This window comes from Vibrio sp. qd031 (assembly GCF_002100145.1).
Classification (GTDB): Bacteria; Pseudomonadota; Gammaproteobacteria; order Enterobacterales; family Vibrionaceae; genus Vibrio.
The window spans coordinates 307,770-320,557 of the sequence record NZ_JXQD01000018.1 but is presented as its reverse complement, the minus strand read 5'-3'; the positions used below and the strand labels follow the sequence as shown (position 1 = coordinate 320,557).

At 45.4% G+C, this 12,788-nt stretch carries 10 protein-coding genes and 1 pseudogene; 3 read left to right on the top strand and 8 right to left on the bottom strand.

What is annotated here, in order from left to right:
• Nucleotides 1-8: 8 nt before the first annotated feature.
• The 3 genes and pseudogenes from ST37_RS07340 to ST37_RS07330 all read right to left on the bottom strand — a co-directional run bounded on the left by ST37_RS07340 (nucleotide 9) and on the right by ST37_RS07330 (nucleotide 3,760).
• On the bottom strand, nucleotides 9-299 hold the full coding sequence (locus tag ST37_RS07340) for a co-chaperone GroES (protein ID WP_049537218.1): 291 nt from the start codon (nucleotides 297-299) through the stop codon (nucleotides 9-11).
• A gap of 468 nt (nucleotides 300-767) precedes the next feature.
• Nucleotides 768-1,085, bottom strand: a pseudogene (locus tag ST37_RS20230) (DUF1566 domain-containing protein); the annotation flags it as partial.
• Between the two features lie 473 nt (nucleotides 1,086-1,558).
• Nucleotides 1,559-3,760 carry a glycoside hydrolase family 3 N-terminal domain-containing protein gene (locus ST37_RS07330; protein ID WP_084885035.1) on the bottom strand — a complete coding sequence of 734 codons (2,202 nt, stop codon included), beginning with the start codon at nucleotides 3,758-3,760 and terminating at the stop codon, nucleotides 1,559-1,561.
• Between the two features lie 89 nt (nucleotides 3,761-3,849).
• Between ST37_RS07330 and ST37_RS07325 the strand changes: the two genes are divergently transcribed.
• Nucleotides 3,850-4,731 (top strand): helix-turn-helix domain-containing protein, encoded by an 882-nt coding sequence (locus tag ST37_RS07325; RefSeq protein WP_084885033.1) that lies wholly within the window; start codon nucleotides 3,850-3,852, stop codon nucleotides 4,729-4,731.
• Between the two features lie 38 nt (nucleotides 4,732-4,769).
• On the opposite strand, the gene ST37_RS07320 is transcribed toward ST37_RS07325, so the two are convergent.
• The gene (locus ST37_RS07320; protein WP_143698146.1) at nucleotides 4,770-5,702 is read right to left on the bottom strand and encodes a hypothetical protein; all 933 of its coding nucleotides are present in this window, start codon (nucleotides 5,700-5,702) and stop codon (nucleotides 4,770-4,772) included.
• 124 nt (nucleotides 5,703-5,826) lie between these two features.
• Entirely contained in the window at nucleotides 5,827-6,537 is a 711-nt protein-coding gene (locus ST37_RS07315; protein WP_084885030.1) for an SDR family oxidoreductase, read from the bottom strand.
• A gap of 416 nt (nucleotides 6,538-6,953) precedes the next feature.
• On the opposite strand from ST37_RS07315, the gene ST37_RS07310 reads away from it, so the two are divergent.
• Complete coding sequence (locus ST37_RS07310; protein ID WP_084885028.1) at nucleotides 6,954-7,712, top strand: fibro-slime domain-containing protein; 759 nt, start codon at nucleotides 6,954-6,956, stop codon at nucleotides 7,710-7,712.
• Nucleotides 7,713-7,839: 127 nt separating this feature from the next.
• Here ST37_RS07310 and ST37_RS07305 read toward each other — a convergent pair whose 3' ends face one another.
• Nucleotides 7,840-8,751, bottom strand: coding sequence for a DMT family transporter (locus tag ST37_RS07305; protein WP_084885026.1), 912 nt, complete (start codon nucleotides 8,749-8,751; stop codon nucleotides 7,840-7,842).
• Between the two features lie 242 nt (nucleotides 8,752-8,993).
• On the opposite strand from ST37_RS07305, the gene ST37_RS07300 reads away from it, so the two are divergent.
• Nucleotides 8,994-9,707, top strand: a complete 714-nt coding sequence (locus tag ST37_RS07300) for a glutathione S-transferase family protein (RefSeq protein WP_084885025.1) — start codon at nucleotides 8,994-8,996, stop codon at nucleotides 9,705-9,707.
• A 69-nt stretch (nucleotides 9,708-9,776) separates the two neighbouring features.
• Here the strand turns inward: ST37_RS07300 and ST37_RS07295 are convergent, their stop codons facing one another.
• Entirely contained in the window at nucleotides 9,777-11,042 is a 1,266-nt protein-coding gene (locus ST37_RS07295) for a carbohydrate porin (RefSeq protein WP_084885023.1), read from the bottom strand.
• Between the two features lie 91 nt (nucleotides 11,043-11,133).
• Entirely contained in the window at nucleotides 11,134-12,738 is a 1,605-nt protein-coding gene (locus ST37_RS07290) for an endo-1,4-beta-xylanase (RefSeq protein WP_084885021.1), read from the bottom strand.
• Nucleotides 12,739-12,788 lie beyond the last annotated feature (50 nt).

The window sequence follows — 12,788 nt, the reverse complement described above, 5'->3', positions numbered from 1 at the left end:
AAACTCAATTACTCAACGATTGCTAACACATCAGATTCGGAGAGAATAAGGTACTCTGAACCATCGATTTTTTCTGTTTTGACACCATAGCCGTCATTAAAAATGACAATGTCATCGACTTTAACGTCCATAGAAACCCGATCTCCATTTTCCAGTCGTTGACCTAGACCAACAGCGACGACTTTCGCTCGATTTGATTTTTGTACTGACTGAGACGTAAGGACAATTCCTCCTTCAGATAGGGATTCTGCTTCGAGTCTTTCGACTATCAGCCGATCATTTAAAGGACGAATATTCATGAGGTTAGCCTCCTACAATTGTTAAACATAAAAGACATAATGGTGATGGGTAGAGCTATGTAGTACTCTCCCGATTAGGAAAATAGGGACAACGAAAAGTGAGTTCAAGGGACAAAAAGAAAATTTTATATTCGATTTTAAACAAAAATAGACACCTTAATATTTCATATTGCTATATGCCATTTTATAGCAAGTTGTCTAGCTAGACAGCTTACAATCAATGCATTGCTTTGGTGCAAAGTTGATGATTGTCGCCCTAGAACGAGCATGCCTTTCTTCTCGTCAGGTATTAGAAAAAGTTCGGGAATTCCTGACTGGATTTATCGGCCCCAAGTTAAGCTAGCAAACTTTGGGGCAGAAGTGTGTTAGCGTCTTTGCCCTCTTTTGCCCAGCTTTGATCAAACTCTAATGTATTTGATCAGTCTTTATTGTGACTGAGCGATCTCTATTCCCTTCCGACAACAACATTTACTGGCTTATATGTCGAACAGGGCGAACATAGTTGTCAATGCGAATCACATCACCTTGAGGCCCGTGGCCATTTGGATAGTCTCGTGCATTACCTTGCTCATCTTTGATGGTCGATATGGAAAAAATCGGGTCAATCGCGGCGGAATTTGTTGCTTGGGGTGAGCGAGTGTAATCAACGATGGCTTGAAGCTCTTTAATCGTAGGTAAACGCCAGTCGTTGTAGCCGCCAATATTGGTTGTTTTCGCAAATTCAATGGCGTCTTTATAGCACAATACTTTAAAGTCTTGTTGCCACATTAAGCCGATGACAGTATCGGTAACGGTATTGTCGTTATTAACCTGGTAATGAGCGGTATCCGTGTGATTGACAGAGTAGCTTGCAAAGCCTTGAGCGGGTGGTGTTTAGGCTACGGAAGCGGCCGCGCTAAAGAAAATCATTGTGATGAAAATATTTCGAATAACAGTAAACATTGGTTTCCTTGAAAGCAGAGATGTTGAAGATGAGCTAGGTTACCCACGCTGACTCACCCATATATTGAGTCGTCAACATATGGCATTTTAGGTTGTTTGCCAGAAAGTCCCATGTTCTTTACTAAGCTCTACATATCAATGTGTTAACTATGAAAAATCGAAGAGTTGATAAAACTTACGCGTTTGCGCTCGTCATTCAATGGCGGGTGAAAGATTGATGCAGTTGGTATGCATCAGACCTGGGTAAATAGTGGCAACGAAAAGGGGAAAATACGCATGGTATTTCCCCCTTACTATTGAGCTTTGTGTGACTCTAATTAAGCCGTTACTTCAAAGTTAGCTTTTATAAGATCAGCATCTTTCGAACTGCTGCCAACCATTAGCTCAAAGGCGCCTGGTTCAACAACGCGTTCTAAGGCCGAATTGATCAGTGCTAAATCGTCAAACTTGATGGTCATTTCGACCACTTTTGATTCGCCTGCTTTTAATTCAACACGCTCGTAGGCACGTAAGTTTTTGATCTCTGTGGTCACAGAGCTAAAGAGATCATTAAAGTAGGCTTGGACAATTTCAACTCCGTCTAAACTACCTGTATTGGTTATGGTGACGCTAAATTTTAGGTCTTCACCGGTGTTAAGCATCGGGTTCATTAAGGTGAGATCTGAATAGGCGTACTGCGTGTAGGACAGGCCTTCACCAAAAGCGAATAGCGGTGTCTCCGGCATGTCGATGTAGCGTTCTTGGTTGTCCAAATCCGCCTCTAATAGAGCGTGCCATCCCTTGTATTTGTTGTAGTAAACCGGTACTTGTCCAACGTGATGCGGGAATGAAATAGTAAGCTTGCCACTTGGGTTGTAAAGACCAAACAGTAACTCAGCCAATGCCTGGCCACCTTTACAACCGGCATTGAACGTCGACACAATCGCCGCACATTGCTCAACCATCTTAGGAACCGTTAGTGGCTTGGAGGCCACCAATACACCAACAACAGGAGTACCAGATTCGCAGACGGCATTAATCAGTTCATTTTGGTAGCCGCTTAAGTCTAGATTGGCGCGGTCATGGAATTCACCATTTTGCTTGAGAGTATCTCCCACGCACGCAATAACTACATCTGCCTGCTTAGCCGCTTCTTTCGCTTGGGCAAGCTGCTCAAAGTTAGTATCCAAACAGTCGGCGCCTTTCACATATTCCACGTCAAAACCAAATTGCTCACCAAGCTGCTGTAAACCCGCAAGTGGCGTGGTGGTTTTGTCCTGATGGAAATATTGATTGACCGCTTCTGCCTGCATAGAGCCAAAAGACCAATCTCCCAACAATGCAATAACGTCATCCGCGTTTGGCCCGACGACCAGTACCTTTTTGGTTTCGGTTTGACTCAGTGGCAAGATGTTATCGTTTTTAAGCAGTACTAAGCTCTTACGGCTTGCTTCCAGAGACAGTTCCCATGCTTCGTCGCTGCCAAGTTTTTGCTTGTTTTCTAGAGAGGAGAAGCGGTTTTCATCAAACAATCCAAGTTTAAACTTGGCTTCCAAAATACGACGCGCCGAATCTTCAATGAGCGCAATATCGATGACGCCTTCGTTCACAAGATCTATTGCGGACTGATAGAACTCTGGTGTGGTCATCATCATGTCGTTGCCACCAAGCAGCGCTTTGTAACTTGCTTCTTTGTAGGTGGCCGCAACGCCTTGCTTGTCGTGAAGCGAGCCAACGTTATTCCAGTCGGTCACAATAAAGCCATCCAGTCCCCAGTTCTCTTTAGCGACGGTTTTCAGTAGCCAAGAGTTAGTGGTACAAGGTTCGCCATCAATAGATTGATAGCCAGTCATTAAGGTGGCGCAATTGGCTTGTTTCACCGCTTTTTCAAACGGTGGCAAAAAGAGTGACAGCAGTTTGCGTCTCGAGGTATCGGCTTCGTATGAATCACGGCCGCCGAGCGTTTCGCCATACCCTACGTAGTGCTTGGCACACGCAAGAATGGAGTGTTCGCTTTTAAAATCATTGCCTTGATATCCGGTGATCGTCGCGGCGGCTAATTCGCCAATTAACCACGGATCTTCACCGTAGGTTTCATCGACACGTCCCCAGCGAGGATCGCGGCCCACACAAAGTACAGGAGAAAATGTCCAGTGTTGGCCCGATGCACGGGTTTCAAAGGCTGTGACGCGACCCATGCGCTCCATCAAATCCTTATCCCAAGAACACGATGCACTTAACTGCGTAGGGAACACCGTCGCACCATCTTCAAAGCAGTGGCCATGGATGGCATCAATACCAAAAATCAGAGGAATGCCCAAGCGGGTTTTGGCTGCTCGCTCTTGAAGTTGTTGAGGTTGATCTGCGGTACAGTGAAGATAACTGCCCACGTTCATAGATTCGAGGTTGTCGACATGCTCTTGGTCGTGAGCTGGCAGTTGCACCATTTGGCCAACTTTTTCTTCGACAGTCATTCTAGATAGAAGATCTTCAACACGTTCACTAACGCTGAGTGCAGGATTTTGGTACGGATGAGTCATGTGTGTTTCTCCAATTAATTTGCTTAACTTTAGGACGTCATCACACGATATACCTTGTAAAAAACGACATTTATTAGCATTATTTCGACATGACAAAAACTTATAGACTTAGCTCCCATCTTCTCCACTCGGATATTCCGTTTTGTATCCAGCCGGCGATCCACGATGGCGCGTTTCATTTGCACAAGCACGACTTCTCGGAGTTGATGATCGTGCTGTCGGGTCAAGCCGACCATATTGTCGGAAAGCAGCGCTCTCGGATTAAAACGGGTGATGTGTTTGTGATCCATGGTGAAGTAGAGCACGGCTTTAGTAACGCTAATGGATTGTCCCTGTACAACCTGATGTTTGATGTCGATAAGCCGTACTTTGAAACGTCCGCAATACGGGTTTTATCAGGGTATCAAGCGCTGTTTAAAATCGATCCGTTAGTGCGTGAGCAGGAGTCTGGAGTTCCTTACCTCAACTTGTCGCCCGAGGTACTCGATAAAGTGAAACTGTTGCTCGGTGAAATTGATGTTGAGTATCAGCAAGCAGCGTTGGGTTTTGAGTCGGTGCTGCTAGGCATGTTGCAACACTTGGCGGTGCTGTTGGTTCGCCACTACCCAGAGCGCGCCAATCCTAAGCAGAAAAATACACTGGCGCTTGCGCGTGCGTTGTCGTTTATAGAACAAAACTATTGGAATTCGGCGTTGCGAGCCAGTGATATTGCAACAAGCAGTTATTTAAGTGCGCGGCAATTAGAGCGGTTATTTCATCAATTTTTTCAGGTCACACCAAGCCAATATTTGACCGATACCAGATTGTCGAGAGCGAAGCAGCTACTTGCAAGTGACTTGCGTCTCAACATCAACCAGATTGCGCAGCAGTGCGGGTTTGGTGACAGCAACTATTTTTCACGAGTATTTCGAAAGCACTCACAAGTGTCACCACGAGAATTTCGACAGCAGCATTTTGGCGGTGAGAATTGAATGCAAAGGTTGTACATAGACGGTTTTAGCATGAGCACTTAAGCCAGCAAAAAGTATCCAATACCAACCAACAGTGAGGCAATATAAGTCGCCATCCATGCAGTGTTTGCAAGAGCGGTGTCTAAGTTATAGAGCCTTGCAGGCAACACCCCAATAAAGCCACACGGCATGCAAGCTAACATGATACACAATGGGAACAAAATTCCTCCGCCAATGGCCCAAAGGTCAAATACCCAGAACATTGCCGTTAAGAATAGCACTCCAATAACTATCCTTAATACTGCGGTCACCGCAGCTGTACTGAGCCATTGCTGTGAACCACTCATGTGAAAAGTGAGACCCGCAGAAAAAACCAACAGCAAACTTCCGATGGGAACTAGGACTTGGCTTAATTGGGTGAGTGGCTCGGGGCGATGAATGTCTGCTGCACCAAGAAATAAACCGATAATGAGCGCGCACATCGAGACAATAAATACAGGGTTTTTCCAAAAGCGCGTGGAGGGCCCATGACTTCCTAAGCCTTTGGTTCGGCAATAGGGGAAGATGATCCCAAAATAGACGGCCTCTTCAAACAGCTTAAAAATCGCAACAAGTGCTACGCCATCTTCGCCAAAAAACACAAACGCAAACAAGGCGCCCAACGCTCCGAGGTTGTAAAAACTGGTGACAGGCAACAGTCCAGAAAACTGCCGACTGGTGAGCGAATAAAACCGCGCAATCAGGATGGAGGTTAGTGCGCCAGAGCCAATCACACCGAGCCCTAAAAGTGGAACGACGAACAGCTCGAGGTCTATGTCACCCATTTGCCACAAGGAGTTGGCGACCGCAAAAGGTATAATAAACAGCAGAGAAAACTGACTGCTTACTAAACGTAATCGCTCAGTATGGTTGGGGAGGTGACGTTGAATGATCATGCCTGCGATAAAACAAGCACAAATAAGTGCCAGCATAGTGAGAATTTGCTGTATCACGGCACATCCACAGTAAGATTGATGAGAGTATTTACTGTAGCATTTAAATGGCGAACATCATAAAAGAACTGTGTTAAAAGAGTGGGTTATCGACTGGAGTTTATGTTGTAAGTTTTTAAAGTCTTTACCAGGGAATCTGCTCTCCTGAATAACTATAAAATGTACCACTATGAACTGGCAATGAGCCCTCTATGATGCCCAACAGTTGCTGCGCGACATACTTTGGTGTAAACAATTTGTCGGGTGGCACATTTTTTTGAAACGGCTTAGATAGTGGTGTATCCGTCGTTCCAGGGTGCAGAGCTAGCACACACCCCTGTTTAACACTTCGCTGCCACTCGATAGCTATTGTTTTGATTACCATATTGAGCGCCGCTTTAGAGGCACGATAGCTGTACCAACCACCTAAGTGATTGTCACTAATACTGCCAACTTTTGCAGAGAGGGTAACAAGTCTTGGGTTAGCGCTTTTTTTCAACAATGGCGTAAAATGTTTCGCCAGCAACATAGTGGGGAGAGCATTAATAGCAAGACTCCTGGCAAAAAAATCCGGTTCAAAATCTGATAGAGACTTTTCTGGTCCTTGATGATGTTGGTGTAGCATTCCAACGCAATTGATAACCCAGTCAGCTTGGTCAAATTTCTTGCTTAGTCCTTTAATATCACTCTCATTAGTCGCATCAACTTGATGCCAATTTATACGTTGGTGTGCATGCAGAGTGGGTATATTTTGATGATAGGTAGCATGGATGTTCGCTGTAGGGTATTGATTGTGTATTTGTTCTAAAAGGGCGTGACCAATACCACTTGTGCCGCCAATGATGAGAACAATCATATGGTGATTCCTTTGCAAAAGAGTGGGTATTCATACGTGAGTTAGCCAGGTTTGAATCAATGTTTTTCATCAATAGTGAGTAGGGACGGCGTACTCAGTCAATGCAAGTGCACCTTGTGACGCCAAACAGTATGTCAGGTTATTTGACAGTAAAAGTACAGCCTGTGGGGTAGCAACGAATCGCTGCTTTGCTCGTACGATGGCAATTGGATGTTGATTGGTGAGCAAACAGAGTGCCATTGAATCCACATTCTCGAGCGTGGTTTTGTTTACAAGAGAATTTTAGTGTCAGGTTTCTTTACATTACTGAACACCCGCTTCGTGCAACATCTGTGTAACATTTTGTTTTCAAATGAGTAGTTGATAGTGGCACAAGTGATGCATCAAGTTAGTTACGCAGAGCAAGGAGCAGTATAATGAGAAAGCTAACTTTAACAGCTATTGGGATTTCCCTTTTTTTCGTTGCAGAAGCAAGCGCAAGCGTTATTGAGTTAACCGGTACGATCCGTGATTTTAATGATACTCACCCAGACATGCAGTACAGCATATCGGGCCTTCAAACAGGTATTGTTGAAAGCACTCTAGGTGTTGATGGCAAGCCGGTGTTTGTTGGTGGTAGTTCAGTTACAACGGCCGACAACTTTAATCAGTGGTACAATGACACTCCTGGCGTGAATATGTCTAAAGAGCACACAATTACGCTTAATGAGACATTTGCAGACAGTGGGATTTACTCGTACAGCAGCTCATCGTTTTTCCCTATCGACGGCATGCTGCTTGGCAACCAAGGTCGAGGCCACAATTATCACTTTACCTATGAGCTAGGTGGTGTTTTTACCTACGAACTCGGTCAAACCTTATCCTTTGAAGGCGATGATGACGTTTGGGTATTTATCGATGGCGAGCTTGTGCTTGATTTAGGTGGGGTTCACTCCGTTGAAGGTGGATTGGTGGACTTAGACACATTAGGTTTGGATGACGGCGAAGATTACTCTTGGAACTTCTTCTTTGCCGAAAGACACACTACACAATCTAATTTCACTATGCAGGTGAGTATTCAAGATTTATCTACAACGTCCACTGATATACCTGAGCCAGAAATGCTTGCTTTACTCAGCCTAACCTTTATTGGATTGGGGATGTATCGACGCCGTGAAGAGAAACGCCGCGCGTAAAGGATGTAATTTTGATATTAAGAAAGGCCACATGAAAATGTGGCCTTTTTTTGGCGAGTGGAAACCGATTCTTGCCTATGATCATTATAAGCTAGCCTGCTTTCTTCCTCAGCTTTCTGTGTTAACTCTAGCGCTGAACGGTGGCCGTTTCTAACTCTTCTACTGACTCTTGATTGCCGGTTGTGCTGTGTCGCTGAGCAATCATTACCCCTAAAAATACTGCGCCAACGGCCAGCCATTGTTGCCAAGTGAGCGTTTCATGCAGCAGCAGTGATGCCAGCAATAAGGTAAAGACTGGAACCAAGTTGGTAAACGCTGCCGCAGTCAGCACCGATACTTTGGAAATGGCGTAGTTGTACATTCCGTATGCGCCTAACGTGACTAAGGAGCCTAAGTAGAAAATGGCGGCAGCACCTTCAAAGGAAATCTCTGTTGGCAGCTCAACAAAAAATAGGAATGGGAAGAAAAACAGTGTCCCACTCAGTCCTTGCAGCCCAATTAGCGCTAATGGTGAATACCGGCCAGATAAGTGCTTTACGCAAATGGTGTAGTACCCAGCACATAACATGGCAAAAAACTCGAGCGAGTTACCAAGAAATGGGTTTGGTGCATCGCTTGTGCCAGGGGATACGATGGTTAACCCAATACCGCCAGCTATGCAAAACAAGAACCCCACAACAATCACTTTTGATAAGCGTTCTTTGAGCATGAAATAGGCGAGAATGGCAACGATTAAAGGAAAGCAACTAACAATGACGCCAGCTTGACTGGCTGAGGTGTACTCCAGTGCATAGCCTTCAAACAAAAAGTATAAACAAGGCTCGGCCAACGACATTCCAACAAGATATCTCCAATCACCGGCTCGATATTGAAACCGTTTAACATATGGCCATAGTAATGTGGCACAAATCACTAGCGTAGTCAGCATGCGCAAAAAGATCACCACAGTAGGGTGATACATACCGATGACAAATTTTAAGGCGATAAACGAGCTACCCCATAACAAGGTGGCAATCAAGAAGGCAAGAGTCGCTGGCATGGGGTAAACACTCAACAAAAATAATGTGCGATGGTAACAGACTTGTTGCTTACTGTAACTTGATGTTTATTTAATTTTACTCGCTAAGTAACTGTCTTGTATGAATAAAGCGCACAGTTCTCTATCAATATCTTTGAAGTAAGAAATTGGACACAAAAAAATCTTCATTAAACCTTCGTCTTTTTTGCCTTCGGATCGTCTTAAAAATGTAACTCAAAGAGTCTGACCGAACCGGAGAGATTATGCTTAAACTCATCAGCTTTAAAAATTGCCCTTTTGTACAGCGCGTTATGGGCGCTTTAGAAATGAAAAAAGTCCCTTATGACATTGAATACATCGAACTCAATAACAAACCGCAATGGTTCTTAGAGATATCACCCAATGGTCAGGTGCCTGTCCTGATTACAGAGAACCAGACTGTCCTGTTTGAATCGGATGCGATTGTTGAGTATTTGGATGATAAATACGCTCCGATTGAATCGCTGAGTGCAGAAGAAAAAGCGCTGGATCGTGCATGGTCCTATCAAGGCAGCAAGCACTATATGTTGCAGTGTGGGACGATGGCTGCGAAAGATGAGCAAACTTATCTTGCTCGATTGGAAAAATTGTCTAAGGCCTTTGCCAAAGCCGAAAACAAACTGGGTGATACGCCATTTTTTAAAGGGCAGTCGATCACCAATGTTGATATTGCTTGGCTGCCACTATTGCATCGAGCGGCTGTCATTAAAGAGCACATAGGCATCGATATGTTGGATGGCTTTCCTAAAGTTCAGCGCTGGCAGCAAGCTTTGCTTGATTCTGGACTACCGCAAAAAACGGTGCCCACTGATTTTATCGAGAAATTTGGCGGATACTATTTTACCAATAACTATTTTGAGTTAGTTAAGCAAGGTAAGTCATGTGCAGCTGACAATTGCAAAAGCCAGCAGCTAGCCATGAGTTCGTGTTGTGGTTAATCGCATTATGCGGCTGTAGCAACGATTTGCCCTACACTAGGCGTAGGGCAATTCAAAAGGGTTAGTGGGTTACCACCAAGCCTCAAATTGGAGGCCTACGTTAAGCGCATCTTGTGTGGTGCCATCTCTTTCTTCAACATCGCCAACGGTCGCGTAAGCGCGTAACATTGGCCGACTCCACGGCATGCCACCTAAAGACATGTTCTGTGAAATAGTCGCTTTCCAGCCGGTTATGTCGCCATTGTAAGTGTAATCTTCCATTGCATACCCTGCTTCGAACCACGTGGAGTGAACTGCGTTCCAGCTATACATTGGGCGAACAATGACCGAGTATTCGTTTTTACTCTCGACAGCTTCGCCACCAAACTCCTTGTAGGATGCAAGGTAATCAACACTCCAAGGATGTCCATAGTTGAAGTTGCCGTCAAAGCTTGCGTACACCACTTGTTGGTCGCCTTGAAGTTGGAACACAGAGTTATCGGCGCCGTCAGAATAGCGCAGTAAGAGTTTGTTAGAGCTGCCTAACCCAATTGATGCACCGACAATCCATGCACGCTCTTCTTGTTTATCCACTGGAGCTTCGTTTGAGGCAAACCCATAGTTACCATAGAGGTCGAGTTTACCAATGCCAATATTGATGTCATGGATTTTAGTCGTGGCTGCAAAGACGCCAGTACTATTACCAAGTGTTCCACCATCAGCATTGGCCACTTCACCGACCAACCCTAAGTCAAATTTCGCGCCACCTAGCTGCAAGTTCTTAAAACCACCCCCTTGGCCATCGTGCACCATCCAAAAATAGTCGTTGGTGTTTTGCAGTGGGCGCTGGTGAAAATCGCGACCTGCCCAAAAATACATGTCTGGTTTATTTGCTATAACGTTGGTGACTCCAGCGTAGGCCTTTTTAAGGTCGACACCGCCTGAAGAACTCCATCCATCGTAGGCCCAGTGGTCAATCATCATCACTATGTCCCAAAGTACACCGCTGTCGCTTTGAAATACGCGAGCAAGCTGAAACTCGCCACCGTTTGTTTCGTTGCCTAGTCGGCCAATGGCTTTACCTGTTGAGCCGACTTCCAAAAATCGAAGATCGCCCTCTTGATATTGCGTGCCATAACGCGCGTATCCTGAAAACACCACACCTGCAGGGGGGACGACATCGGGTGTTAAATCTGCTGGCTGTTGATCGTAGACGTAAGTTGTTTCTACACGCTCTTCCAGTTGCTGCAGGCGCTGCTCAAGCTCTGCAATTGCAGCATCGTCTGCCAGTGTGATGCAGGGTGTGAGGCAGCCGACTACGGCGCAACCAAGCAGGGTGCGAGTGAAAGTTGTCATAAATTGTCCTTTTTTATGTTGGGAGGCGAGCAGCACAGTGAAGCCACCCGCAGTGTTGAGGTTTAGTCGCTTGGATTCATTGCTGCGATGACTATCGAGAAATAGTGACGTTATCGACTTGGATGGTCTCTCTTGGCGGTATTGCGCCATTTGCGATAAATTGCAGTCCAATTCGGCTTATAGCGCTGAAGTTAGGATTGCCGTTATAACCAAAGGCAAAGTCCGGTGACACATTAGGTAGGGTAATGGTTGCCCATTCGCCCGGTGTATAGCCAAACTGATAGCCAATGTACGCAGGGGTGTAGTCACCGTCCATGATGAAAGGCTGAATGGCCAACGTGCCAGTGTTGCCATAACTGGTAGGAACAAGGACATCAAAGCTAATGGTCACTGGAGTCGTGAAATCGATGGTCGTATCGTTGGTAAAGGTGGTTGCTATGGTGTAGTTGTTTCCGTCTGCCGCCCACTCGATGTCGATGTTCATGGTCTGATCTAGGCCATTGTGAGTGTGCGCGCCAGAGACGTTACTTTGATCGTCTTTATACCAACTCACGGCAGACTCAAAGCTGTCACTAAACATCGCAGGACCTGGCTGTTCTATTTTCGCAATGAGTGCGTCAGCGACGCCTTCAAGAGCGGGCTTGGCTGACATATCGCTGTTAAACAGCAAAGGCCAGTCTGCTTTTCCATACAGATCAATGATCCAGCTATCATCATCCGAAACACCCCAAAAAGTGATCCCTCCACGCTGTGCACTCGGAACAACGTCTAGATAAGCTTCGACAATCTGTTGATATCGGGCCTGCTGTTTAGCGGCGAGTTGAGACGTGAGATTGGAATAATTTCCTTGGGTATTTAACCGCATATCCAGCTCGGTTATTTTAACCATTAGGCCCGTATCAACAGCTTTGGTAAAGGCAGCCTTAATTGCGCTAATTTGGGGGTCTTCTAGCGACACGTGCATTTGAAACCCAATGCCATCAATGGGGATATTCCGTGTTTTAAAGTCATTGACCATAGCAATGACCGCGTCCATTTTGTTGCCGTTGTGTTCGATGTTGTAGTCGTTATAGTAAAGTTTGGCGTTCCCATTGGCTGTACGAGCTGCAGTGAACGCTTTTTCAATATAGGTTTTTCCTATCGTTGAATACCAGAGACTGTCGTCACTGCGATAGCTTCCATCGTCTGAAAACGCTTCGTTAACAACATCCCAGCTTACAATGTCGTCACCAAAATGACTCACAACGGTAGAGATATGGTTCTCCATGATAGATGTACAGTTAGATGCTGTGCCACAGCTATTCATCCATTGCGGTAATTGCTGGTGCCACACTAAGGTGTGGCCATGCACAGTGGCATTGAAACTTTGAGCATAATCCATGAGTGCATCAGCATCGGTGAAATCAAATTGATTGGCCGTTGGCTGTAAGTAGCTGGGTTTCATGATATTTTCTGCTGAAACATGGCTAAAGTGCTTTTCAACCACGGTTTGCATGGCGTTACGCTTTAATACCGAGTTACTTGCGTCGCCTGCGGGGAGAGCAACACCGATTGGCAGGTCTTGCGCCAGTACTTTAAGATTTTGAGTTGTAGGTGAAGAAATGGTGCTACCTGAAGGGGTAGGGCTGTCTTCTAATAAACAGCCCTGCAGAAGTAACGGCAGCGTAATAATAATTGGTAGAGCTTTTGTATTCATCCTTGGCCTTTATAATTAGTGTAATTACTAACACCAAGGATGAATAATAT

What these genes read in the sequence shown, in the direction of transcription:
- ST37_RS07340 (WP_049537218.1), bottom strand. Translation starts at nt 299, where the DNA reads ATGAATATTCGTCCTTTAAATGATCGGCTGATAGTCGAAAGACTCGAA.
- ST37_RS07330 (WP_084885035.1), bottom strand. Translation starts at nt 3,760, where the DNA reads ATGACTCATCCGTACCAAAATCCTGCACTCAGCGTTAGTGAACGTGTT.
- ST37_RS07325 (WP_084885033.1), top strand. Translation starts at nt 3,850, where the DNA reads ATGACAAAAACTTATAGACTTAGCTCCCATCTTCTCCACTCGGATATT.
- ST37_RS07315 (WP_084885030.1), bottom strand. Translation starts at nt 6,537, where the DNA reads ATGATTGTTCTCATCATTGGCGGCACAAGTGGTATTGGTCACGCCCTT.
- ST37_RS07310 (WP_084885028.1), top strand. Translation starts at nt 6,954, where the DNA reads ATGAGAAAGCTAACTTTAACAGCTATTGGGATTTCCCTTTTTTTCGTT.
- ST37_RS07305 (WP_084885026.1), bottom strand. Translation starts at nt 8,751, where the DNA reads ATGCCAGCGACTCTTGCCTTCTTGATTGCCACCTTGTTATGGGGTAGC.
- ST37_RS07300 (WP_084885025.1), top strand. Translation starts at nt 8,994, where the DNA reads ATGCTTAAACTCATCAGCTTTAAAAATTGCCCTTTTGTACAGCGCGTT.
- ST37_RS07295 (WP_084885023.1), bottom strand. Translation starts at nt 11,042, where the DNA reads ATGACAACTTTCACTCGCACCCTGCTTGGTTGCGCCGTAGTCGGCTGC.
- ST37_RS07290 (WP_084885021.1), bottom strand. Translation starts at nt 12,738, where the DNA reads ATGAATACAAAAGCTCTACCAATTATTATTACGCTGCCGTTACTTCTG.